21 protein-coding genes are annotated in these 22003 nt (G+C 59.7%); 13 read left to right on the top strand and 8 right to left on the bottom strand.

The window, feature by feature from the left end; all coding sequences use genetic code 11:
• Nucleotides 1-78: 78 nt before the first annotated feature.
• The 6 genes from flhA to hypA form a co-directional block, all read right to left on the bottom strand.
• Complete coding sequence (gene flhA / locus BFV64_RS18390; protein WP_023331174.1) at nt 79-2151, bottom strand: formate hydrogenlyase transcriptional activator FlhA; 2073 nt, start codon at nt 2149-2151, stop codon at nt 79-81.
• 64 nt (nt 2152-2215) lie between these two features.
• Nucleotides 2216-3226, bottom strand: a complete 1011-nt coding sequence (gene hypE / locus BFV64_RS18385) for a hydrogenase expression/formation protein HypE (protein WP_059373512.1) — start codon at nt 3224-3226, stop codon at nt 2216-2218.
• Entirely contained in the window at nt 3223-4344 is a 1122-nt protein-coding gene (hypD, locus tag BFV64_RS18380) for a hydrogenase formation protein HypD (RefSeq protein ID WP_069602340.1), read from the bottom strand. The genes hypE and hypD overlap by 4 nt, the downstream gene beginning before the upstream one ends.
• A gap of 3 nt (nt 4345-4347) precedes the next feature.
• Nucleotides 4348-4620: a HypC/HybG/HupF family hydrogenase formation chaperone gene (locus BFV64_RS18375; protein ID WP_032635693.1), complete on the bottom strand. Its 273-nt coding sequence runs from the start codon at nt 4618-4620 to the stop codon at nt 4348-4350.
• Entirely contained in the window at nt 4611-5474 is an 864-nt protein-coding gene (gene hypB / locus BFV64_RS18370; RefSeq protein WP_023331171.1) for a hydrogenase nickel incorporation protein HypB, read from the bottom strand. Before hypB ends, BFV64_RS18375 begins: the two co-directional genes overlap by 10 nt.
• A 3-nt stretch (nt 5475-5477) precedes the next feature.
• Nucleotides 5478-5828: a hydrogenase maturation nickel metallochaperone HypA gene (hypA, locus tag BFV64_RS18365; protein ID WP_032635694.1), complete on the bottom strand. Its 351-nt coding sequence runs from the start codon at nt 5826-5828 to the stop codon at nt 5478-5480.
• 210 nt (nt 5829-6038) lie between these two features.
• Here hypA and hycA point away from each other — a divergent pair, with 210 nt between their 5' ends.
• From hycA to hycI, 9 genes are all read left to right on the top strand, one after another.
• Entirely contained in the window at nt 6039-6503 is a 465-nt protein-coding gene (gene hycA / locus BFV64_RS18360) for a formate hydrogenlyase regulator HycA (protein ID WP_014885007.1), read from the top strand.
• A gap of 73 nt (nt 6504-6576) precedes the next feature.
• Entirely contained in the window at nt 6577-7185 is a 609-nt protein-coding gene (locus BFV64_RS18355) for a 4Fe-4S dicluster domain-containing protein (RefSeq protein ID WP_047027321.1), read from the top strand.
• A complete protein-coding gene (hycC, locus tag BFV64_RS18350; RefSeq protein WP_069602339.1) occupies nt 7182-8996 on the top strand; it encodes a formate hydrogenlyase subunit 3 in 1815 nt (604 codons plus the stop codon). Before BFV64_RS18355 ends, hycC begins: the two co-directional genes overlap by 4 nt.
• 1 nt (nt 8997) lies before the next feature.
• Nucleotides 8998-9921 carry a respiratory chain complex I subunit 1 family protein gene (locus BFV64_RS18345; protein ID WP_023331167.1) on the top strand — a complete coding sequence of 308 codons (924 nt, stop codon included), beginning with the start codon at nt 8998-9000 and terminating at the stop codon, nt 9919-9921.
• A gap of 15 nt (nt 9922-9936) precedes the next feature.
• The gene (gene hycE / locus BFV64_RS18340; protein ID WP_014885003.1) at nt 9937-11646 is read left to right on the top strand and encodes a formate hydrogenlyase subunit HycE; all 1710 of its coding nucleotides are present in this window, start codon (nt 9937-9939) and stop codon (nt 11644-11646) included.
• 9 nt (nt 11647-11655) lie between these two features.
• Entirely contained in the window at nt 11656-12198 is a 543-nt protein-coding gene (locus tag BFV64_RS18335; RefSeq protein ID WP_014885002.1) for a formate hydrogenlyase complex iron-sulfur subunit, read from the top strand.
• On the top strand, nt 12198-12965 hold the full coding sequence (locus BFV64_RS18330; RefSeq protein ID WP_014885001.1) for an NADH-quinone oxidoreductase subunit B family protein: 768 nt from the start codon (nt 12198-12200) through the stop codon (nt 12963-12965). The genes BFV64_RS18335 and BFV64_RS18330 overlap by 1 nt, the downstream gene beginning before the upstream one ends.
• Nucleotides 12962-13372: a formate hydrogenlyase maturation HycH family protein gene (locus tag BFV64_RS18325; protein ID WP_014885000.1), complete on the top strand. Its 411-nt coding sequence runs from the start codon at nt 12962-12964 to the stop codon at nt 13370-13372. The genes BFV64_RS18330 and BFV64_RS18325 overlap by 4 nt, the downstream gene beginning before the upstream one ends.
• Complete coding sequence (hycI, locus tag BFV64_RS18320) at nt 13365-13820, top strand: hydrogenase maturation peptidase HycI (protein ID WP_069602338.1); 456 nt, start codon at nt 13365-13367, stop codon at nt 13818-13820. Before BFV64_RS18325 ends, hycI begins: the two co-directional genes overlap by 8 nt.
• Nucleotides 13821-13907: 87 nt before the next feature.
• Here the strand turns inward: hycI and BFV64_RS18315 are convergent, their stop codons facing one another.
• Both BFV64_RS18315 and ascF read right to left on the bottom strand, forming a co-directional pair.
• Nucleotides 13908-15332, bottom strand: a complete 1425-nt coding sequence (locus BFV64_RS18315; protein WP_045282206.1) for a 6-phospho-beta-glucosidase — start codon at nt 15330-15332, stop codon at nt 13908-13910.
• An 18-nt stretch (nt 15333-15350) separates the two neighbouring features.
• Complete coding sequence (ascF, locus tag BFV64_RS18310; protein ID WP_045282207.1) at nt 15351-16802, bottom strand: PTS cellobiose/arbutin/salicin transporter subunit IIBC; 1452 nt, start codon at nt 16800-16802, stop codon at nt 15351-15353.
• A gap of 214 nt (nt 16803-17016) precedes the next feature.
• On the opposite strand from ascF, the gene BFV64_RS18305 reads away from it, so the two are divergent.
• The 4 genes from BFV64_RS18305 (at nt 17017) to BFV64_RS18290 (ending at nt 21957) form a co-directional block, all read left to right on the top strand.
• Nucleotides 17017-18030: a LacI family DNA-binding transcriptional regulator gene (locus tag BFV64_RS18305; RefSeq protein WP_045282208.1), complete on the top strand. Its 1014-nt coding sequence runs from the start codon at nt 17017-17019 to the stop codon at nt 18028-18030.
• 134 nt (nt 18031-18164) lie between these two features.
• Nucleotides 18165-18710 (top strand): electron transport protein HydN, encoded by a 546-nt coding sequence (gene hydN, locus BFV64_RS18300; RefSeq protein WP_008499565.1) that lies wholly within the window; start codon nt 18165-18167, stop codon nt 18708-18710.
• Between the two features lie 6 nt (nt 18711-18716).
• On the top strand, nt 18717-20933 hold the full coding sequence (hypF, locus tag BFV64_RS18295; protein ID WP_069602337.1) for a carbamoyltransferase HypF: 2217 nt from the start codon (nt 18717-18719) through the stop codon (nt 20931-20933).
• Nucleotide 20934: 1 nt separating this feature from the next.
• Nucleotides 20935-21957: a HoxN/HupN/NixA family nickel/cobalt transporter gene (locus tag BFV64_RS18290; protein WP_023337689.1), complete on the top strand. Its 1023-nt coding sequence runs from the start codon at nt 20935-20937 to the stop codon at nt 21955-21957.
• Nucleotides 21958-22003: the final 46 nt, after the last annotated feature.

The following is a 22003-nucleotide window of genomic DNA, read 5'->3' as shown; positions in this document are numbered from 1 at the left end:
AACGATTTTGTGTCAATGAGGGACAATTGCGCAGGGTGACAAAAGGCGGTGCCAGAATAACACCGCCAGATTGCGGACTTACAGCAGGTTCTCTTTATCAATCCCGAGGCGCTTCATCCGCGACAGCAGGGTCGTGCGTTTTAAGCCTAAACGCTGGGCTGCCCCTTTCGGGCCGGCAACCACGCCGTTCGTCTCTTTCAGCACGCGCATAATGAGCTGATATTCATCTTCTCCCTCTTTTGCGATCTCGGCTGCGGTCACGGTCGTTTCAGGCAGAGAAACCTCCGGCAGGGAGAGTTGCAGCACATTGCCACGCGTGAGCAGCACCGCACGCTCAATGACGTTTTCCAGTTCGCGGACGTTACCCGGCCACTCCATCGACGAGAGGGTGCGTAGCGTTTCGGCAGGAATACTGTCGATATTTCGCCCCATTCGGCGGGCGATCTTCGCGGTAAAGGCTTTTACCAGTAGGGGGATATCTTCCGGACGTTCGCGCAGCGGGGGCAGGCAGATCGGGAAGACGTTCAGGCGATAGTAGAGATCGCTTCTGAATTCGCGGTCGGCGACCATTTTTTTCAGGTCGCGGTTGGTGGCGGCAATCAGCCGCACGTCAGTCTGGATAAGCTTGTTGCTGCCAAGGCGCTCAAACTCCTGCTCCTGCAAGACGCGCAGCAGTTTAGGCTGCAACTCCAGCGGCATATCGCCCACTTCGTCGAGGAACAGCGAGCTTTTATCGGCCAGTTCAAAACGCCCCAGGCGCTGGCTGCTGGCCCCGGTAAATGCGCCGCGCTCGTGGCCGAAGAGGTCACTTTCCAGCAGGCCCGCAGGCATCGCCGCGCAGTTCATCTTCACCATCCGGCGGCTGTTGCGATTGCTCAGGTTGTGGATGGCTCTGGCAATCAGCTCTTTACCCGTGCCGGTTTCACCCAAAATCAGCACCGTGCTGTCGCTCTGCGCCACCATTTCCACCTGCTTGAGGACGCTGTACATCGCATCGCTGCGCCCGATGATTTCGCCAAACTCGCTGTCCACATTATTAAGCTGCTCGGTCAGGGCCAGGTTCTCGTCCACCAGCCGCTCTTTCAGGCGATGGATCTCCTGATAGGCGAGGGCGTTATCCAGCGCGATGGAGATACGCTCGGCAATCTGACGCAGCAGCTTCAGGTTGGCGGTGGTAAACACGGCTTCATCACACTGCGCCAGTTTCAGCACGCCAAGCATGGTGTTGCCGGACATCAGCGGTAGCAGGCACAGGGTCTGGATCTTATTGCCCCAGGTGTTAAACAGCATTCGCTCATACGGCGCCACCGGATCCTGTTCGCTCAGGTTAAGCAGGAGGATCTCTTTGCTTTTGAATACTCGTTCAGAAAGGGTGCCCGCTTCATCCACTTCACTTTGCTCATGCGCCGGGTTGGCTTCATCGAGATAGTGCGTGGAATAGATATTCAGCTTGCCCTTGCGATGCCCCCGCAGCGCAATACTGATAGCGTCGATTTTGAAATAGTGGTGGATCTCTTTTGAGACTTCGCTGACCAACTCATCCATATCGAGACGTGACAGCACGGCGTTAGTGATTGCCACCAGGATGCGGAAGTTATCGCGCTCGCGGCTCAGCAGGTCGTAATCCACGTTATTGGTGACGCGACTTTGGATCTGCTCTGCCACCACGGCCACAATCTGGGTAAAGGTGTGCAGACGCTCGTACTCCGCTTCGCTCCAGGGCCGGTCGGTCGTGCGGATGAACTCGCAGCCGCCAAAGATATGGCCCTCCGCCGCCAGCGGCAGCATGCTGTAGTGGCCAAAAGGCTGATAGAGGTTGCTCCCGGCAAGCCGCGGCCACGCCATCCTGAACTCCTCAAAATTGCAGTGCAGGGCTTCCGGACGGGAGAGAATGCGGCGCACCGGACCATGCGCCAGATACGTTTCATCTTCGTATTCAAACGTTTTGCCATTATCACGCGTTGAGTAGTAGCTCGCGCGTTGCGTTCCGCTATGCCAGAGCACAATTGCGGCGCTGTCTGCCAGGGCTGATTGCCTGACCAGTCGCGTCAAAGCATCGCTTAGCGCGCTGAGATCGGGCTGCTGTAAAAGTGTGCGCGTGATATCAAACAGGCCCTGCTGTCCAAGATCGCTCATCGGTGTATACGGCATTATTGCTTTCCAATTGAAACTGGCAGAAAAGAGACATTCAGTGCTGACCGCTTATGGCGCGGTTCTAGCAAATTCGGGGTAACGGTTCAGCGTGCGGCAGATCCAGTGTGCGCTTCACGCCGTAAAGCCCGGTCAGGCGCACCCCTTTGCGCTCAACCACTTCCCCAATGATGGCGGCATCTTTCCCTAATGGATGCGACCGCAGCCCGGCCAGGACAGATTCCGCCGCTGCGCGTTCAACGCCGATCACCAGCTTGCCTTCGTTCGCAAAGTTGAGGGGATCAAGCCCTAGCAGCTCGCACAGCCCGCGTACGGCGGGTTTGACAGGCAGACCACGCTCGGTCAGTTCAATCCCGTACCCGCAGCTTACGGCGAACTCGTGGACGACGGCATTCACGCCGCCACGGGTGGCGTCGCGCAGGGCTTTCACACCAGGAATGGCGCGCAGCGTCTGAATCAGCGGGGTAAGCACCGCACAGTCGCTACGCAGTTCGCCGTCCAGACCTAACCCTTCACGCAGATTAAGAATCGTCGCGCCATGGCATCCCAGCGTGCCGCTCACCAGCAGAACGTCGCCCACGCTAAGTTGCTGTGCGCCCCAGTGGATGTCGGCGGGGATCGCGCCCATCCCGGCGGTGTTGATAAACAGTTTGTCGGCGGCGCCGCGCTGAACCACTTTGGTATCGCCGGTGACGACAGCGATCCCCGCCTCGCGCGCCGTCTGTGCCATGCTGTTGACCACCGCCGTGAGCGTCTCCATCGGCAGCCCCTCTTCAAGGATAAACCCGCAGGAGAGGTAGCGCGGAATGGCGCCGCTGACGGCAACGTCGTTGGCCGTGCCGCAGATGGCGAGCTTGCCAATATCACCGCCCGGGAAAAACAGCGGGTCAATGACGTAGCTGTCGGTGGAGAACGCCAGCCTGTCGCCCTGGGCAGTGAGTGTCGAGAGCGCGATGCGCGCCTGGTCTTCCTGCTCGGCGAGCCAGGGGTTGTTAAAAGCCTCCATAAACAGCCGGTTAATCAACTGCTGCATCGCCTGCCCACCGCTTCCGTGCGCCATTTCCACCGTGTTCATGCTTCACACTCCTGGTTGCGATATTGATACCACGCGGCGCATGCCCCTTCGGAGGAGACCATCAGCGCGCCAAACGCGGTTTGCGGGTTACAGGTGTTGCCAAATAACGGGCATTGATGAGGTTTACACTTACCGGTGAGCACGTCGCCACAGCGAGAACGGGGATCGTCGCACACCTGCTGCGGCTGCGGGCGGAAATGTGTTTCTGCATCAAACGCGCGATAGGCTGGCGTGAGGCGCACGCCGGATTCGGCAATCAGCCCCAGACCGCGCCACTCGCTGTCGCCTTCAACGCTAAACACGTCGGCAATGGCCTGCTGGGCCCGTTCATTTCCCGCATCGGGCACCACGCGGCGGTACTGGTTTTCGACCGCACTCAGGGTCGCTATTTTCTGCTCAACCAGCATGGTCACACCTTGCAGTAGATCAAGTGGCTCGAAACCAGCGACCACTAACGGACGATTGTACTGTTCAGAGATGAAACCGTAGGCGTCTGTGCCAATCACCATGCTGACGTGTCCCGGCGCCAGAAAGGCGTCGATACCGTTATCCGGCTCCTCCAGCAGGCTGCGCAGCGTGGGAATGAGCGTGATGTGCTGACAGAAAAAGAAAAAATTAGTGACGTTGCGGGCTTTGGCCTGCTGCAGCGTAATGGCCGTCGCGGGCATAGTGGTTTCAAAACCCAGCCCAAAAAAGACGACGTTGCGCTCAGGGTTATCCCTCGCCAGCGTCAGGGCATCCATTGGCGAGTAGACGATCCGCACGTCCGCACCGCGCGCTTTCGCCTGCAGCAGCGAGCCATTTTTCCCCGGCACGCGCATCGCATCGCCAAAGGTACAGAAAATGACGTCAGGCTGGCTGGCAATTTCAATACAGCTGTCGATGCGGCCCATTGGCAACACGCAGACCGGGCAGCCGGGGCCGTGGATAAACTCGATGTTATCTGGCAGTAGCTGGTCGAGGCCAAATTTGAAGATGGCGTGCGTGTGTCCGCCGCACACCTCCATGATCCGCAGCGGCCTTTCTTTCGTGTTGTTCAGCAGCGCCGCCCGTGTTTTCAGGTGCCCGATAAGCTGCAGTACCTGTTCTGGCGCGCGGTATTCATCAACGTAACGCATGTGCTACCGCTCCTCGCCGTACAGCAGGGCGCCCACGTCAGGCTCCACGTCAAACATGTTTTGCAGCGCATCCAGCGTGTCGCGGGCTTCCGCTTCGTTAATCACGCTCATTGCAAAGCCCACATGGACCAGCACCCACTGGCCGAGACGTGACGCGCCGGTTTCATCGGTACAGCCCACCAGCGTCAGATCCACATCGCGCAATATACCGCAGACCTCCACCCTGGCCTGGTTACCGTCGATTGCCTGAATTTGTCCGGGTACGCCTATGCACATCGTTCGCTCTCCAGCCAGTTTAGCCATGCGTCCATGCCGTCGCCGCGCGTGGCGGAGACCAGCACGATCGCAATCTCCGGATTCACTTCGCGGGCATACGCCAGGCATTTCTCCACGTCGAAATTCAGGTACGGCAGCAGGTCGACTTTGTTCAGCAACATCAGGGAGGCGGCGGCAAACATATGCGGGTACTTCAGCGGCTTGTCTTCCCCTTCGGTGACGGAGAGCACCGCGACTTTGTGGCGCTCGCCGAGGTCAAAGCTCGCCGGGCACACGAGGTTACCGACGTTTTCAATAAACAGGATGCCGCTCTCTTCAAGCGGCAAACGCGGTGCGGCATCGGCAATCATCTGCGCATCCAGATGGCAGCCTTTGCCCGTGTTGACCTGAATCGCCGGGGTGCCGGTTTCACGAATGCGCGCGGCATCGTTTACGGTCTGCTGATCGCCCTCGATCACCGCGCAAGAGACGCGTTTGTTCAGGCGCTTGAGTGTTTCTGTTAACAGCGTGGTTTTGCCTGAACCCGGGCTGGAGACCAGGTTCAGCACCAGCTGTTTGCGGGCGGCAAAGCGCGCGCGATTGCGGGCCGCGAGCTGGTTATTTTTGTCCAGCACGTTGATCTCGACGTCCAGCATCTGCCGCTGGCTCATGCCCGGCGCATGAGTGCCCGCTTCGCCGTGGCCGTAGTGCAGGTCGCCCGCGTCAGAGCGTTGCGGCGCAAAGGTAATGCCGGTCAGAACTGCCGCAGGACGCGGGGCAGGGGAAAAGGGCGCGGAGCGAAACGCGGAGTGGGGGCGGTGTTCGTCCCCTTCTATATACAGGTTGCCTTCGGCGCAACCGCAGGTACTACACATACATTACTCCTTCTCGATTTCGAGGCGTTGGATCTGCATACCGTCATCCGCCACGATCCGCAGCCCGGTACGCTGGCACTGCGGACAGCGCTGAACCTTTGAGGAGAGCAGCGTGACGTACTGCTGACACTGCTCGCACCAGCACTCCGCCTGCTGCTCGTCGATATGCAGCTCGCAGCCTTCCGCCAGCGTGCCGCGGCATACCAGCTCAAAACAGAAGGTCAGGGCGCTGGTCTCGACGCAGGAAAATGCCCCGATCTTCAGCCAGACGCCGGTGACGCGTTTCGCGTGGTTTTGCACTGCCTGCTGTTCGATAAGTTCAAGCGCTCGCTGGCAGAGGGTGATTTCGTGCATGACGCCTCCTCAATGAATTGCCCCGGTAATGCAATAACAGTGCCAGCCTGGATTTTGTCAGGGCGTGACGATGTCAATGCTGTCGAAATGACACGTCGACACCGCCGCGCTGACAGCAGTTTTGAAATTAAAGACCAATAAAATCAGTTAATTAAAAACTGGCACGGAATCTGCTTAACAGCCGCTATCTCCATTAACCGGATACCTTTTATGACTATTTGGGAAATCAGCGAAAAAGCGGATTACATCGCGCAGCGCCACCAGCAGCTACAGGAGCAGTGGCACCTCTACTGCAACTCTCTGGTTCAGGGGATCACCCTGTCAAAAGCGCGTCTGCATCATGCGATGAGTTGTGCGGCGCAAGGCGATATGCGCTTTGTCCTCTTCGGCCACTTTACGGTCTTTGTCACCCTGGCAGACAGCTTTAACAGCCATACCATTGAGTACTACGTCGAGAACAAAGAGGGTGAAAAACAGTGTATTGCGCAAGCGCAACTGATGGCTGACGGAATGGTCGATGGCTACGTCAGCAACCGCGATCGCCAGCAGGTGCTTGAACACTATCTGGAGAAAATCGCGCCGGTTTACAACGGGCTTTATCACGCGGTTGAACACGACTTACCGGTCGACCTGAAACAGCTGATCGCCGGAAACCCTTCCGCAAACGTTGCCTGAGAACCGAGTGTCGAAAAGTGTCGAGAAGACAGCTTTTCGTCGTCAAAAATGACCATCACCTGAGGATTGCCCGGTGAACCGTTTTGTAATTGCTGACTCGACGGTCTGTATTGGCTGTCGAACCTGTGAGGCGGCGTGTTCGGAAACTCACCGCCTGCACGGGCTGCAGTCCATGCCGCGCCTTCGCGTCATGCGTAATGAAAAAGAGTCTGCTCCGCAGCTCTGCCACCACTGTGAAGATGCCCCCTGCGCGGGTGTTTGTCCGGTGAATGCCATCACCCGCGTTGATGGCGCGGTCCAGCTGAACGAAAGCCTGTGCGTCAGCTGCAAGCTGTGCGGCATTGCCTGCCCGTTCGGCGCCATTGAATTTTCCGGCAGCCGTCCGCTGCACATTCCGGCCAATGCCAACTCCCCGAAAGCGCCGCCCGCGCCACCGGCTCCGGCACGCGTAAGTACGCTACTGGACTGGGTTCCCGGCATCCGCGCCGTGGCGGTGAAGTGTGACCTGTGCAGCTTTGATGAACAGGGACCGGCCTGCGTGCGGACCTGTCCGACCAAGGCGCTCATTCTGGTTAACATCCGCGATATCGCCCGTACCAGCAAACGCAAGCGCGAGCTGACCATTAATACTGACATCGGCGATCTTTCACTTCTGCAGGCGCTTAACGAGGGGGCGAAATGAACGCGATAGACATGATTAACAGCGCCGTAGCGTACTTTGCGGCCGCCGCCGTGCTGGCGCTGCTCTTCTCTTTCCATAAAATCCTGAGCGGCTGGATAGCCGGTATCGGCGGGGCGCTCGGCAGCCTGATGACGCTCGCGGCAGGCGGTGTCGTTTTGCTGGGGGGGCAATCCACAGAGGCCGTGATGCCGCTGATTCGTCACAGCGTTGAGATTACGCCGCTGAATGCCATCTGGCTGGTGACGTTCGGTCTGTGCGGGCTGTTTGTCAGCCTGTTCAATATCGACTGGCACCGCCACCAGCACACCAGAGCTAATGGTCTGCTGGTAAACCTGCTCATGGCGACGGCGGTCTGCACCGTTATCGCCAGCAATCTTGGCGCGCTGGTGGTGATGGCCGAAATTATGGCCCTGTGCGGCGTGTTCCTGACGGGCTGTAGCGCCTCCGGCAAGCTATGGTTTGCCCTCGGTCGCCTCGGCACGCTGCTGCTGGCGCTGGCCAGCTGGCTGGTGTGGCAACGCTTTGGCACGCTGGATTTCTCTGCGCTCAGCGGCCATCCGCTGGGGAGTGACGTCTGGCTGCTGGGCGTTGTGGGCTTTGGCCTGCTCGCCGGGATCATCCCGCTGCACGGCTGGGTGCCGCAGGCGCATGCCAATGCCTCCGCGCCCGCCGCCGCGCTGTTCTCTGTGGTGGTGATGAAAGTGGGTTTGTTCGGGATTTTGGTACTCACGCTGACCAGCGGGCAACCACCGCTGTGGTGGGGTGTCGTGCTGCTGCTGGCCGGGATGATCACCGCGTTCGTGGGTGGCCTGTACGCGCTGATGGAGCACAACATCCAGCGTTTGCTGGCGTACCACACGCTCGAAAATATCGGCATTATCCTGCTCGGTCTTGGCGCGGGCGTCACCGGTCTGGCGCTGAATCAGCCCGCGTTGATTGCCGCCGGATTTATCGGTGGTCTGTATCACCTCGTCAACCACAGCCTGTTTAAAAGCACCCTGTTTCTCGGCGCGGGCAGCGTCTGGTTCCGAACCGGTCATCGGGATATCGAAAAGCTCGGCGGCATTGGCAAAAAGATGCCGGTGATTTCCCTGGCGATGCTGGTGGGGCTGATGGCGATTGCCGCGCTGCCGCCACTGAACGGTTTTGCCGGCGAGTGGGTGATCTACCAGTCTTTCTTCGCGCTCGGTCAGAGCGATGCGTTTATCGGCCGTTTGCTGGGGCCGCTGTTGGCGGTCGGCCTGGCGATTACCGGGGCGCTGGCGGTGATGTGTATGGCGAAAGTCTACGGCGTTACCTTCCTTGGCGCACCGCGCACGCGTGAGGCTGAAAATGCCTGCTGTGCACCGGTATTGATGGCCACCAGCGTGGTTGCGCTGGCGCTGTGCTGCATCGCGGGTGGGGGGGCCGCGCCGTGGCTGCTGCCGCTGCTTGGAAACGCTATTCCGTTGCCGCTTGAGACGGCACAAACCACCGTTTCCCAACCGATGATAGCCCTGCTGCTGATTGCCTCTCCGCTACTGCCGTTCGTGCTGATGCTGTTCTTTAAACGCGATCGACTCGCCTCCCGTACGCGCGGCGCAGCCTGGGCCTGCGGCTACGAACACGAGCAGTCAATGGTCATCACCGCCCACGGTTTCGCCATGCCGGTAAAAGAGAACTTCGCCGCCGTGCTGAAGCTGCGCCGCATGCTCAACCCGCAGGGTTGGGTTCCGGGCTGGCAGAGTGCTGCCGCGCCCGCACTGTTCCGCCGTCTGGCGCTGATTGAGCTGTCGGTGCTGGTGGTCATTGTGATTTCACGAGGAGCCTGACATGAGTCTGTTATTGGCAATTCTTCAGGCGCTGGTGCTGTTTGCCGTTGCGCCGCTGCTCTCGGGCATCACGCGCGTGGCGCGCGCCCGGATGCACAACCGTCGCGGCCCTGGCGTGCTCCAGGAGTATCGCGATCTCTTCAAGCTGCTCTCTCGCCAGAGCGTGGCGCCCGATGCCGCAGGCTGGGTCTTTCGCCTGACGCCGTTTGTGATGGTTGGCGTGATGCTCACCATCGCCACCGCGCTGCCCGTCGTCACGGTGGGCTCACCGCTGCCTGCGCTCGGCGATCTGATCACGCTTATCTACCTCTTCGCCATCGCCCGTTTCTTCTTTGCGATTGCGGGTCTGGACACCGGGAGTCCGTTTACCGGCCTCGGTGCCAGCCGCGAGGCGATGCTGGGTGTGCTGGTTGAGCCGATCCTGCTGCTGGGGCTGTGGGTCGCCGCGCAGGTCGCAGGCTCCACCCATATCAGCTTTATAACCCATACCGTTTATCACTGGCCGGTAAGCCGCTCCATTCCGCTGGTGCTGGCACTCTGCGCCTGCGCGTTCGCCACGTTTATTGAGATGGGCAAACTGCCGTTCGATCTCGCGGAAGCCGAGCAGGAATTACAGGAGGGGCCACTCACCGAATACAGCGGCTACGGCTTTGCGGTACTGAAGTGGGGGATCAGCCTCAAGCAGCTGGTGGTGCTGCAGATGTTTGTCGGCGTCTTCTTCCCGTGGGGGCAGATGACGCACTTTTCCGCGGGCGGCCTGGTGCTGGCCGTCGTGGTTGCTGCGATCAAGCTGCTTATCGGCGTGCTGGTGATTGCGCTGTTCGAGAACAGCATGGCGCGTCTGCGTTTTGTGGCGACCTCGCGCATCACCTGGGCCGGTTTTGGCTTTGCATTTTTAGCGTTCGTCTCCTTGCTGGTGGCGTGATTAAAGAGAGTGTTTATGTCTGAAGAAAAGAAAGGTCAGCAGTATCTCGCCGCGTTGCACCAGGCTTTCCCCGGCGTGGTGCTGGAAGAGTCCTGGCAAACCAAAGACCAGATCACCGTCACCATAAAGGTGAACTACCTGCCGGAGGTGGTGGAGTTTCTTTACTACCAGCAGGGCGGCTGGCTGTCGGTGCTGTTCGGTAACGACGAGCGCCAGCTATGTGGCAATTACGCCGTGTACTACGTGATGTCGATGGAGCAGGGCGAGAAGTGCTGGCTGACCGTGCGCGTCGAAGTCGATCCGAATAAGCCGGAATATCCGTCCGTTACGCCGCGGGTGCCTGCTGCCGTCTGGGGCGAACGCGAAGTGCGCGACATGTACGGCCTGGTGCCGGTCGGCCTGCCGGACGAGCGCCGTCTGGTGCTGCCGGACGACTGGCCGGATGAACTCTATCCGCTGCGTAAAGACAGCATGGACTACCGCCAGCGCCCGGCGCCGACCACCGACAGCGAAACCTACGAGTTCATTAACGAGCTGGGCAGTAAAAAGAACAACGTGGTGCCGATTGGCCCGCTGCACGTCACCTCCGACGAACCGGGCCACTTTCGTCTGTTCGTCGACGGCGAAAACATTATCGACGCCGACTACCGCCTGTTCTACGTCCATCGCGGCATGGAAAAGCTGGCGGAAACCCGCATGGGCTACAACGAAGTGACGTTCCTTTCTGACCGCGTGTGCGGCATCTGCGGCTTTGCCCACAGCACCGCGTACACCACGTCGGTAGAAAACGGTATGGGGATCGTGGTGCCGGAACGTGCGCAGATGATCCGCGCCATTCTGCTGGAGGTGGAACGTCTGCACTCGCACCTTCTAAACCTTGGCCTGGCCTGCCACTTCGTCGGTTTTGACTCCGGGTTTATGCAGTTCTTCCGCGTGCGTGAAGCCTCGATGAAGATGGCGGAGATCCTCACCGGGGCGCGTAAAACCTACGGGCTGAACCTGATCGGCGGGATCCGCCGCGACCTGCTGAAAGATGACATGATCCAGACCCGTCAGCTGGCGCAGCAGATGCGCCGGGACGTGCAGGAGCTGGTGGATATGCTGCTCAGCACGCCAAACATCGAGCAGCGCACCGTAGGGATTGGCCGTCTTGATCCGGAAATTGCCCGCGACTTCAGCAACGTCGGCCCGATGGTGCGCGCCAGCGGCCACGCCCGCGACACCCGCGCCGATCACCCGTTCGTCGGCTACGGCCTGCTGCCCATGACCGTGCACAGCGAGCAGGGCTGCGACGTCATCTCACGTCTGAAAGTCCGCATTAACGAGGTGTTCACTGCCCTGAACATGATCGACTTTGGCCTCGATAACCTGCCGGGCGGTCCGCTGATGGTAGAGGGCTTCACCTACATCCCGAACCGCTTCGCGCTCGGCTTTGCAGAAGCGCCGCGCGGGGACGATATCCACTGGAGCATGACTGGCGACAACCAGAAGCTCTACCGCTGGCGCTGCCGTGCGGCGACCTACGCCAACTGGCCAACGCTGCGCTACATGCTGCGCGGCAATACGGTCTCCGATGCGCCGCTGATCATCGGTAGCCTCGACCCGTGCTACTCCTGCACCGACCGCATGACCGTGGTGGACGTGCGCAAGAAGAAAAGTCAGGTGGTGCCGTACAAAGAGCTTGAGCGCTACAGCATCGAGCGTAAGAACTCGCCGCTGAAATAAGGACTCGTCATGTTTACCTTTATCAAAAAAGTGATCAAAACCGGCACGCAGACCAGCCGTTATCCGCTGGAGCCGATGCCGGTCGATAAAAACTTTCGCGGCAAGCCGGAGCACAACCCGCAGCAGTGCATCGGCTGCGCGGCCTGCGTCAATGCCTGCCCGTCGAATGCCCTGACGGTGGAAACGGATCTCAAAACCGGCGAACTGGCCTGGCAGTTTAACCTCGGACGCTGCATTTTCTGCGGCCGCTGCGAGGAAGTTTGCCCGACGGTCGCCATTCGCCTGTCGCAGGAGTACGAGCTGGCAGTGTGGAAGAAAGCCGATTTCCTCCAGCAGTCGCGTTTCGCGCTGTGTCACTGCCGCGTCTGCAAGCGTCCGTTCGCGGTGCAAAAAGAGATCGACTACGCCATCGCACTGCTGCAGCACAACGGTGACGTCCGGGCGGAGCATCACCGTGAAAGTTTTGAAACCTGCCCGGAGTGCAAGCGTCAGAAATGCCTGCTGCCGTCCGACCGGATTGATATCACCCGCCATATGAGAGAGGCCAGCTGATGGAACACTTACTCGGCCCGCGCGACGACAATGGCATGCCGGTGCCAATGACGGTGGAGGAATCCATTGCCAGCATGAAGGCGTCGCTGCTGAAAAAAATCAAACGTTCGGCCTACGTCTACCGCGTGGACTGCGGCGGTTGTAACGGCTGCGAGATCGAGATCTTCGCTACGCTGTCGCCGCTGTTTGACGCTGAACGCTTCGGTATCAAAGTGGTGCCGTCTCCGCGCCATGCGGATATTCTGCTGTTTACCGGGGCGGTCACCCGTGCCATGCGTTCGCCCGCGCTGCGTGCCTGGCAGTCTGCGCCAGACCCGAAAATCTGCATCTCCTACGGTGCCTGCGGCAACAGCGGCGGCATCTTCCACGATCTCTACTGCGTCTGGGGCGGCACCGACAAAATCGTACCGGTGGATGTTTACATTCCGGGCTGCCCGCCGACGCCTGCCGCCACGCTGTACGGCTTTGCGATGGCGCTTGGCCTGCTGGAGCAGAAAATCCACGCCCGTGAACCGGGCGAGCTCGACAACCAGCCCGCGATGCTCCTCCATCCGGATATGGTGCAGCCGCTGCGGGTGAAGGTCGACCGTACGGCGCGCAGGCTGGCGGGCTACCGTTATGGTCGTCAGATTGCCGACGATTATCTGCGTTTGCTGAGCCAGGGCGAGCAGCAGGTAGCCCGCTGGCTGGAGGCGGAAAACGATCCGCGTCTGAATGAGATTGTGGCGAACCTGAACAGCATTGTGGACGAGGCGCGTATCCGATGAGTGAAACGGTGGTGTTCAGTCAACTGAGCCGTAAGTTTATTGATGAGAACGATGCCACGCCGGATGCGGCGCAGCAGGTGGTCTATTACAGCCTGGCGATTGGGCATCACCTCGGGGTGATTGACTGTCTGGAGGCCGCGCTGAGCTGCCCCTGGCCTGAGTATCTGGCGTGGATCGCCACGCTGGAGGAGGGCAGCACGGCGCGGCGTAAAATGGAAGGCGTGCCAAAGTACGGTGAGATCGTCATCGATGCCAACCACATTGCGATGCTCGCCAACGCCTTTGATGCGGCGCTGAGCAGGCAATCCGCCGAACAGCAGGCGTGGAGCAAAACGTTGCTCGGCATGCTGCATGATATTCATCAGGAGAGTGCCATCTACCTGATGGTGAGGAGATTACGTGACTGACGTTTTATTGTGTGTCGGCAACAGCATGATGGGCGACGACGGCGCGGGCCCGCTGCTGGCAGAGATGTGCGCCGCGAACCCGCAGGGCAACTGGGTGGTGATTGACGGCGGTAGCGCGCCAGAAAATGACGTGGTCGCCATCCGCGAGCTGCGCCCGGAGAGGCTGCTGATTGTCGATGCTACCGATATGGGGCTCAACCCCGGTGAGATCCGACTCATTGACCCGGACGACATTGCCGGGATGTTTATGATGACGACCCACAATATGCCGCTGAATTACCTCGTGGATCAGATCAAGGACGACGTGGGCGAGGTGCTGTTCCTGGGGATTCAGCCGGACATTGTTGGGTTTTATTACCCGATGACGCCGCCGATAAAAGAGGCGGTGGAAGTGGTTTATTCACGGCTTGAAGGGTGGGTTGGGGACGGGGGGTTTTCTCCGCTCTGAGCAGTGCCGGGTGGCGGCTTCGCCTTACCCGGCCTACCAAACCCGTTCCCTCTCCCTGTGGGAGAGAGCCGGGGTGAGGGCAACAGGCTACTCGAGATCGCCCCCGTTACTCGCAATCACCTTCTTATACCACCAGAACGATTTCTTGCGCTTCCGGTCCAGCGTGCCGTTCCCCGCATCGTCGCGGTCAACGTACACGAACCCGTAGCGTTTGCTCATTTCGCCGGTAGACGCTGAAACCAGGTCGATACAGCCCCAGGTGGTGTAGCCCATCAGCGGCACGCCGTCCTCAATCGCATCACCCATCGCGCGGATATGCTCGCGCAGATAGCTGATGCGGTAGTCGTCGTTAATCTCGCCGTTTTCATCAATGACATCTTTCGCACCCAGGCCGTTTTCCACCAGGAACAGCGGCTTTTGGTAGCGGTCGTACATCATGTTCATGGTGATGCGCAGGCCAAGCGGGTCAATGCCCCAGCCCCATTCGCTCACCTGAATGTGCGGGTTACGCAGGGACTTCACGATGTTTGCCGCGCTGGTGTTGCCCGCGTTCATATCCGCCGACGCGCAGCGCGAGGCGTAATAGCTGAACGAGACAAAATCGACGGTGTTTTTCAGCAGCTCGTCATCGCCGGGGTCTTTGACAATGACCACGCCTTTCTCACGGAACACGCGAGCCGAGTAGGCCGGATAGCGGCCGCGTGCCTGCACGTCGATAAAGAACAGGTTCTCGCGGTCTTTCTCCAGCGCCATCCACACGTCTTCCGGTTTGCAGGAGTACGGATAGAAGTTACCGCCCGCCAGCATGCAGCCCACCTGATTTTCCGGGTTCACCTCGTGAGCGATTTTGGTTGCCAGCGCGCTCGCCACCAGCTCGTGGTGCGCGGCCTGATATTTTACCTGATCTTCGTTTTCACCTTCCTCAAACACCAGCCCGGCACCGGAGAACGGGCTGTGCAGCATGATGTTGATTTCGTTGAAAGTCAGCCAGTATTTTACCAGCCCGTTAAACGCCTCAAAGCAGGTGCGGGCGTAGCGGGCGAAGAAGTCGACCATCTTGCGGTGGCGCCAGGAGCCGTATTCCGTCACCAGGTGCATCGGCACGTCGAAGTGGCAGAGCGTCACCAGCGGCTCGATGTTGTACTTTTTGCACTCCTCAAATACCGCGCGGTAAAAGGCTATGCCCTCTTTGTTCGGCAGCGGTTCGTCACCGTTCGGGTAGAGGCGGCTCCAGGCAATCGAGGTGCGGAATACCGTAAAGCCCATCTCCGCCATCAGGGCGATGTCTTCTTTATAGCGATGGTAAAAATCAATCGCCTCGTGGCTCGGGTAAAACTCGTCGTCACGCAGCGAAAAACGCTTTTCCTTGCCGAGCTTCACCGCCAGACGATTGGCGCCGTGGGGGATCATATCGACCGTCGTCAGTCCTTTGCCGCCTTCACGGTAAGCACCTTCACTCTGGTTAGCGGCAAGCGCGCCGCCCCATAAAAATCCTTGTGGAAAAACAGACATTCTTACCTCGCTTTCAATTTATGCTTTTGCTGCGTTGTTCTGTACCGGCGCGGTCTGCAGAGCGCGCGCTTTTTCGGCCTCGTCTTCGACCGGGATATCCTCAAACCCTAACAGCAGGGTCAGAACAAACGACAGCACAACTGCCAGCGCCATCACGCCGAATACCCAGACGATGGTCATCGGGTTGGCCGGGTCGAAGAATTGCACGCTGGTAAACAGCCCCGGCGCCGCCATCGAGTGGCTGGCAAGACCCGCGATGCCAGCCACCGCGCCGCAGATAAAGCCGCTGATCAGGCTCGCAATCAGCGGACGCTTGAGACGTACCGCCACACCGTACAGTGCCGGTTCAGAGATCCCCGCCATGATGGCAGAAGCCGCCGCAGCCAGCGCCGTCTGTCGCAGTTCCGGGTTTTTGGTTTTCCATGCCACCGCTAAAGACGAACCGCCGAGCGACAGGTTGGCGCCGATTTCTGACGGCATGACCATCCCTTCTTTACCCGTTTCGGCAATGGTCTGAATAATGGTTGGCGTAAAGACGCGGTGCATTCCCGTCATGACCAGCAGCGGCCAGAGTGCGCCCATGATGGCGACGGAGAGCCAGCCCAGATAGCCGTGAATGGTGTAAACCAGTGCGGAGATAGCGCTCCCGATCCAGATCCCGAGCGGCCCAATCAGCACGATGGCGAGCGGGGCGGCAATCAGGACGATCAGCATCGGCTTGAGGAAGTTTTTCGTTACCGCCGGGGTAATGCGATCGACCCAGCGTTCGATGTAAGACAGGCACCAGGTCATCACCAGCGCGGGGATAACGGTGTAGGTGTATTTCACCGCCGTCACCGGGATAAAGGCGAACTCAACATGCTCGCCCTGCGCGGCTTTCGCCATCAACTCGATAAAGCTCGGGTGCACCAGCACGCCCGCAATGGCGATCGCCAGCGACATATTGGTTTTGAATTTCACTGCCGCCGAGGCGGCCACCATCAGCGGCAGGAAGAAGAATGCCCCGTCGCCAATCACCGTCAGAATGGTAAGCGTTGGCGCGCCCTTTGGCAGCACGCCTGTCATCTCAAGGATCATCGCCAGCAGCTTGACCATCGAACCGCCGATGATCGCGGGGATCAGCGGCGACATGGTGCCGATCAGCGCGTCGAGGATCCCGGAGCCAATGCGGCGTAACGTCAGCTTCTGCGGGCCTTCCGGCACCGCGGGCTGCAGGTCAACGGGCAGCAGGCTTACCACTTCGCGGTAGGCCTGAGAAACCGTGTTGCCAATGATCACCTGGCACTGGTTGTCGTTACGCACTACGCCAAGCACGCCGCTGATGCTTTTCAGGCGCGCGGCGTCGGTGAGGGTTTCGTCTTTCAGAACGAAACGCAGTCGCGTCATGCAGTGGGTGACGGCGACGATGTTCTCTTTGCCGCCCAGCGCGCTGATAACGTCGTTCGCCAGCGCAGCGTAATTTTTGGCCATCGGATGTGATCCTGTTATCGTTGTGTGAAATGTAGGAAACCGGTTCCACATAATCATCATGAGTTTCTTTGAGTGAAACAAGATCGCTTTTTGGTCATTTTTTCAATTCGTGATGATGATCACTAGTCGGTAGCGAAAGCGTGATTTCGCCGCTGCGACAATTTTTCTGCAGTGCAGTACACTGCGCTTCATCAGATTCAGATGGAATAACAACATGACCACGATGCTTGAAGTGGCGAAGCGGGCAGGCGTTTCGAAAGCGACGGTATCCCGCGTGCTGTCGGGAAATGGCTATGTCAGCCAGGAGACCAAAGACCGGGTTTTTCAGGCCATTGAAGAGAGCGGTTATCGCCCGAATTTACTGGCGCGAAACCTGGCGACCAAACGTACCCAGACCCTGGGGCTGGTGGTGACGAACACCCTTTATCACGGCGTCTACTTTAGCGAACTGCTGTTTCATGCCGCACGAATGACGGAAGAGAAAGGGCGACAGTTGATCCTCGCGGACGGCAAGCACAGCGCGGATGAAGAGCGCGAGGCGATCCAGTATCTGCTCGATATGCGCTGCGACGCGGTGATCATCTACCCGCGCTTTTTGAACGTGGATAAACTGGATGCGATCGTCGAGAAGTGTGAGCAGCCGATTATGGTGCTCAACCGCCGCCTGCGGAAAAACAGCAGCCACAGCGTCTGGTCCGATCATAAAGCTTCCTGTCAGGACGCGGTGTCGCAGCTGATTGCAAAAGGGCACCGGGAGATTGCGTTTATCACCGGTTCGCTGGATTCCCCGACCGGCGTTGAGCGACTGTCTGGTTACAAAGATGCGCTGACGCAGCACGGTATTGCCCTGCGCGACGAGCTTATCGCCGAAGGGAAGTGGAACCCGGCCAGCGGCGCGGCGGCGGTATCCGAACTGCTCGCACGCGGCGAACGCTTTACGGCGCTGGTGGCGAGCAACGACGACATGGCGATTGGCGCCATTAAACAGCTGCACGAGAGCGGCGTTGCCACGCCGGACGCGGTGTCAGTCATCGGCTTCGACGACGTGGCGATAGCGCCGTACATTGTGCCTTCGCTCTCCAGCGTGCGTATTCCGGTCACGGAGATGATCCAGGAAACCATCAGTCGTCTGATTTTCATGCTCGACGGCGGTGAATTCAAATATCAGCAAACGTTCTCCGGCGAGCTTATCCTGCGCGACTCCGTGACTGACGGCCCCCACTGCTGATGTCGACAGCTGTCATCGTCATAAGTGACGATGACAGCGCGACTGTGATTTTTAAAGTCGTTTAAAATCAATTGGTTAATAATTGGCACGGTTTATGAATAGCTCCGCGCATAACTGTAATGCTGGAGAAGCAGATGAACCGTTTTATTATGGCCGATGCCAGTAAGTGCATTGGTTGCCGTACCTGTGAAGTGGCGTGCGTGGTTTCCCATCAGGCGGAGCAGGATTGCGCATCACTTACCCCCGACACGTTTTTGCCACGCATCCACGTCATTAAAGGCGTGAATATTTCCACCGCCGCTATTTGTCGCCAGTGCGAAGACGCACCGTGCGCGAACGTCTGCCCGAACGGGGCGATTAAACGCGAGAAGGGCTTTGTGCATGTGATGCAGGAGCGCTGCATTGGCTGTAAAACCTGCGTGGTCGCCTGCCCGTATGGCGCGATGGAAGTGGTTGTCCGTCCGGTAGTACGCAACAGCGGTATGGGCCTGAGCGTGCGGGCGGAGAAAGCCGAGGCCAACAAATGCGACCTTTGCTACCACCGTGAAGCTGGCCCGGCCTGTATGGAAGCCTGCCCGACCCACGCGCTGGTCTGCGTGGATCGCGACAAGCTCGAGCAGATGAGCGCAGAAAAACGCCGTCGCGCAGCGTTTGACACCTCGTCATCGCTGCTGTTTTAAGTCGCAATGCGCGTTAACGGCGTACAGCTTCGGGTGCGCGGCAAAGTGCAGGGCGTAGGGTTTCGTCCCTTTGTCTGGCAGCTGGCGCACCAGATGATGCTGACGGGCGACGTCTGTAACGACGGAGAGGGTGTCCTGGTGCGTCTCGCGGGTAATGGGGGGGACTTTACCGCGAGGCTGCGCCAGGACTGCCCACCGCTGGCGCGGATTGACGACGTAGACACGCAGCCCTTTAGCTGGCCCGCTCTGCCGACGGATTTTACCATCCGCCAGAGCGAGAGCGGGGCGATGGACACGCAAATCGTGCCGGATGCCGCCACCTGTCCGGCGTGCCTGGCGGAGATGCGCGATCCCCGCGAGCGCCGTTATCGTTACCCGTTTATCAACTGTACCCATTGCGGCCCGCGCTTCACCATCATCCGCGCCATGCCCTACGATCGCCCGGCCACGTCAATGGCCGACTTCCCGCTGTGCGCACCGTGTGAAGCCGAGTATCGCAACCCGGCCGATCGGCGTTTTCACGCTCAGCCGGTGGCCTGCCCGGACTGCGGGCCAGCGCTGATGTGGCGAGCCGGGGACAGCGTTGCCACGCGCGAACCGGCATTACGCGCCGCAGTGGAGAAGCTAAAAAGCGGCGGTATTGTCGCCATCAAGGGGCTGGGAGGCTTTCACCTTGCCTGCGACGCGCTTAACCCGCAGGCGGTGGCGACGCTACGGGCACGCAAACAGCGCCCGACGAAGCCGCTGGCGGTGATGATCCCCGATGCGGATGACCTGCCGGAGGCGATGCAGACCCTGCTACGCTCTCCTGCTGCGCCCATTGTGTTGACGCCCAAAGCCTCGCTTCCCGCGCTGCCTGAGGCCATTGCGCCGGGGCTAGATTGTGTCGGCGTGATGCTGCCTGCGAATCCGATTCAGCATTTACTGATGATGGACTGCCAGCGTCCGCTGGTGATGACCTCCGGCAACCTCAGCGGCCGCCCGCCTGCGATGACGAATCAGGAAGCGCTGGATGCGCTCCGCGACATGGCTGACGGCTTCCTGCTGCACAACCGCGATATTCTGCAACGGATGGATGATTCGGTGGTGGATCGGGATGGCGCGATGCTGCGTCGCGCGCGCGGTTTTGTGCCGGATGCCATCACGTTACCCGCCGGGTTTGACGATATCCCTGCCATATTGTCTACCGGGGCAGAGATGAAAAATACCTTCTGCCTGGTGCGCGGAAATCAGGCTGTGTTGAGCCCGCATTTTGGCGATCTCAGTGACGAGGGGGTCGACGCACAGTGGCGTTCGGCGCTGGCAATGATGCAACAGGTTTATGCCTTTAAGCCCGCGCGTGTCGTGTGCGATGCCCATCCGGCGTATCACGCCCGTCAGTGGGCGCTGGAGCAGGCGCTGCCCGTTGAAACCGTGCTGCATCATCATGCCCATGCGGCGGCGTGTCTGGCTGAAAATGGCTGGCCGCTCGGCGGTGGGGACGTTATCGCCCTGACGCTGGACGGGATCGGCATGGGCGAGAATGGCGCGCTGTGGGGCGGAGAGTGCCTGCGGGTGAACTATGTCGACTGCGAACATTTGGGTGGCCTGCCTGCCGTTGCGCTGCCGGGGGGCGATCTGGCAGCGAAGCAGCCGTGGCGCAATTTGCTCGCCCACTGCCTGGACTTTGTGCCTGACTGGCAGCAGTTCCCGGAGACGCGGGCAGTGCAGGGCCAGAACTGGCCGCTACTGGCGACGGCGATCCAGCGTAGCATCAACGCGCCGCAGGCCTCGTCCTGTGGACGCCTGTTTGATGCGGTTGCCTGTGCGCTGGGCATCGATACGCAGTGCTACGAAGGCGAAGCGGCCTGCAGGCTGGAGGCGCTGGCGGCACGGTGCAACGGTGTGAAACACCCGGTTACGCTGTCGGTGGACGACCTTGCACTTTTCTGGCAACAGTGGCTTGCCTGGCAGGCGGAGCCCTGCGAGCGCGCGTGGGCGTTTCACGATGCGCTGGCCAGAGGGCTGTCGGAGCATGCCGCATCCCATGCCCGACGCTTATCGCTTTCAACAATCTGCCTCAGTGGCGGTGTGTTACATAACCGCCTGCTGCGCGCGCGCCTGCGGCATTATCTTTCTGACTTTACGCTTCTTTTTCCTTCGCGCCTGCCTGCAGGTGACGGAGCGATCTCCTTCGGGCAGGCGGTGGTCGCCGCTGCCCGGTCATGTTCACAAAGGATTTAAAATGTTACGACTGTTACGCAATGAACCTCGCGCCGCGCTTCTGCTGCTGGCACTGGTAATGGCAAACCTGCTGGCCTGGGGCTGGGCATGGCACACCTTCAGCGGCAGTACGGCGCTGATGGCGGCAAGCCTGCTGGCCTGGTGTTACGGGCTGCGTCATGCGGTGGATGCCGACCACATTGCTGCCATTGATACCGTGACGCGTAAGATGATGCAGCAGGGCAAACGCCCGTCCGGCGTGGGGGCATGGTTCTCGCTGGGGCACTCCACTATCGTGGTGCTGGCTTCCATCGCTATCGCCGCCACCGCCACGGCGTTTCAGAAAAATATGGCATGGTTCCACGAGACCGGGAGCCTGATTGGCACCGCCGTTTCCGCCACCTTCCTGCTGGCGATGGCGCTGGTGAATATGGTGATTTTGCGCGGCGTATGGTGCAGTTTCCAGGCGCTGAAAAAGGGGCATGCGGCCCGCAGCGACGTGGAGCTTCCCGCCCAGGGTGGGGTGATGAGCTGGCTGTTTGGCAAAACCTTCCGCCTCGTCAATAAAAGCTGGCAGATGTACCTGGTAGGCTTCCTGTTTGGTCTCGGGTTTGATACCGCCACTGAAATTGGCGTGCTGGGGATTTCTGCCGCCAGCGCCTCCAGCGGGATGTCGGTGTGGTCAATCATGATCTTCCCGGCGCTCTTCGCCAGCGGTATGGCGCTGGTGGATACCCTCGACAATTTGCTGATGGTCGGTGCCTACGGCTGGGCGTTTAACAAACCGCAGCGCAAGCTCTACTACAACATGACCATTACGGGTACCTCCGTGGTGGTGGCCCTGTTCATTGGTGGGCTGGAAGCGCTGGGTCTGCTGATGGATAAATTTGCCCTTAGCGGCGGCATCTGGGATGCGGTGGGCGCGGTGAACGATAACCTCGGCAACGCCGGGTTTGTGGTGGTCGGGCTGTTTGTCGCCTGCTGGCTGATCTCCATGGCCAACTACCGCTGGCGCGGCTACGATGCGCTGGTGGTGCGCTCCTGAATTTTTGCCTCAACTCTCTTTTTGTTGTTTTGTAGGCCGGGTAAGC

The organism is Enterobacter kobei, assembly GCF_001729765.1.
Lineage (GTDB): Bacteria > Pseudomonadota > Gammaproteobacteria > Enterobacterales > Enterobacteriaceae > Enterobacter > Enterobacter kobei.
This window is presented reverse-complemented; position numbering and strand designations above follow the sequence as displayed.

What these genes read in the sequence shown, in the direction of transcription:
- flhA (WP_023331174.1), bottom strand. Translation starts at nt 2,151, where the DNA reads ATGCCGTATACACCGATGAGCGATCTTGGACAGCAGGGCCTGTTTGAT.
- hypE (WP_059373512.1), bottom strand. Translation starts at nt 3,226, where the DNA reads ATGAACACGGTGGAAATGGCGCACGGAAGCGGTGGGCAGGCGATGCAG.
- hypD (WP_069602340.1), bottom strand. Translation starts at nt 4,344, where the DNA reads ATGCGTTACGTTGATGAATACCGCGCGCCAGAACAGGTACTGCAGCTT.
- BFV64_RS18375 (WP_032635693.1), bottom strand. Translation starts at nt 4,620, where the DNA reads ATGTGCATAGGCGTACCCGGACAAATTCAGGCAATCGACGGTAACCAG.
- hypB (WP_023331171.1), bottom strand. Translation starts at nt 5,474, where the DNA reads ATGTGTAGTACCTGCGGTTGCGCCGAAGGCAACCTGTATATAGAAGGG.
- hypA (WP_032635694.1), bottom strand. Translation starts at nt 5,828, where the DNA reads ATGCACGAAATCACCCTCTGCCAGCGAGCGCTTGAACTTATCGAACAG.
- hycA (WP_014885007.1), top strand. Translation starts at nt 6,039, where the DNA reads ATGACTATTTGGGAAATCAGCGAAAAAGCGGATTACATCGCGCAGCGC.
- hycC (WP_069602339.1), top strand. Translation starts at nt 7,182, where the DNA reads ATGAACGCGATAGACATGATTAACAGCGCCGTAGCGTACTTTGCGGCC.
- BFV64_RS18345 (WP_023331167.1), top strand. Translation starts at nt 8,998, where the DNA reads ATGAGTCTGTTATTGGCAATTCTTCAGGCGCTGGTGCTGTTTGCCGTT.
- hycE (WP_014885003.1), top strand. Translation starts at nt 9,937, where the DNA reads ATGTCTGAAGAAAAGAAAGGTCAGCAGTATCTCGCCGCGTTGCACCAG.
- BFV64_RS18335 (WP_014885002.1), top strand. Translation starts at nt 11,656, where the DNA reads ATGTTTACCTTTATCAAAAAAGTGATCAAAACCGGCACGCAGACCAGC.
- BFV64_RS18330 (WP_014885001.1), top strand. Translation starts at nt 12,198, where the DNA reads ATGGAACACTTACTCGGCCCGCGCGACGACAATGGCATGCCGGTGCCA.
- BFV64_RS18325 (WP_014885000.1), top strand. Translation starts at nt 12,962, where the DNA reads ATGAGTGAAACGGTGGTGTTCAGTCAACTGAGCCGTAAGTTTATTGAT.
- BFV64_RS18315 (WP_045282206.1), bottom strand. Translation starts at nt 15,332, where the DNA reads ATGTCTGTTTTTCCACAAGGATTTTTATGGGGCGGCGCGCTTGCCGCT.
- ascF (WP_045282207.1), bottom strand. Translation starts at nt 16,802, where the DNA reads ATGGCCAAAAATTACGCTGCGCTGGCGAACGACGTTATCAGCGCGCTG.
- BFV64_RS18305 (WP_045282208.1), top strand. Translation starts at nt 17,017, where the DNA reads ATGACCACGATGCTTGAAGTGGCGAAGCGGGCAGGCGTTTCGAAAGCG.
- hydN (WP_008499565.1), top strand. Translation starts at nt 18,165, where the DNA reads ATGAACCGTTTTATTATGGCCGATGCCAGTAAGTGCATTGGTTGCCGT.
- hypF (WP_069602337.1), top strand. Translation starts at nt 18,717, where the DNA reads ATGCGCGTTAACGGCGTACAGCTTCGGGTGCGCGGCAAAGTGCAGGGC.
- BFV64_RS18290 (WP_023337689.1), top strand. Translation starts at nt 20,935, where the DNA reads ATGTTACGACTGTTACGCAATGAACCTCGCGCCGCGCTTCTGCTGCTG.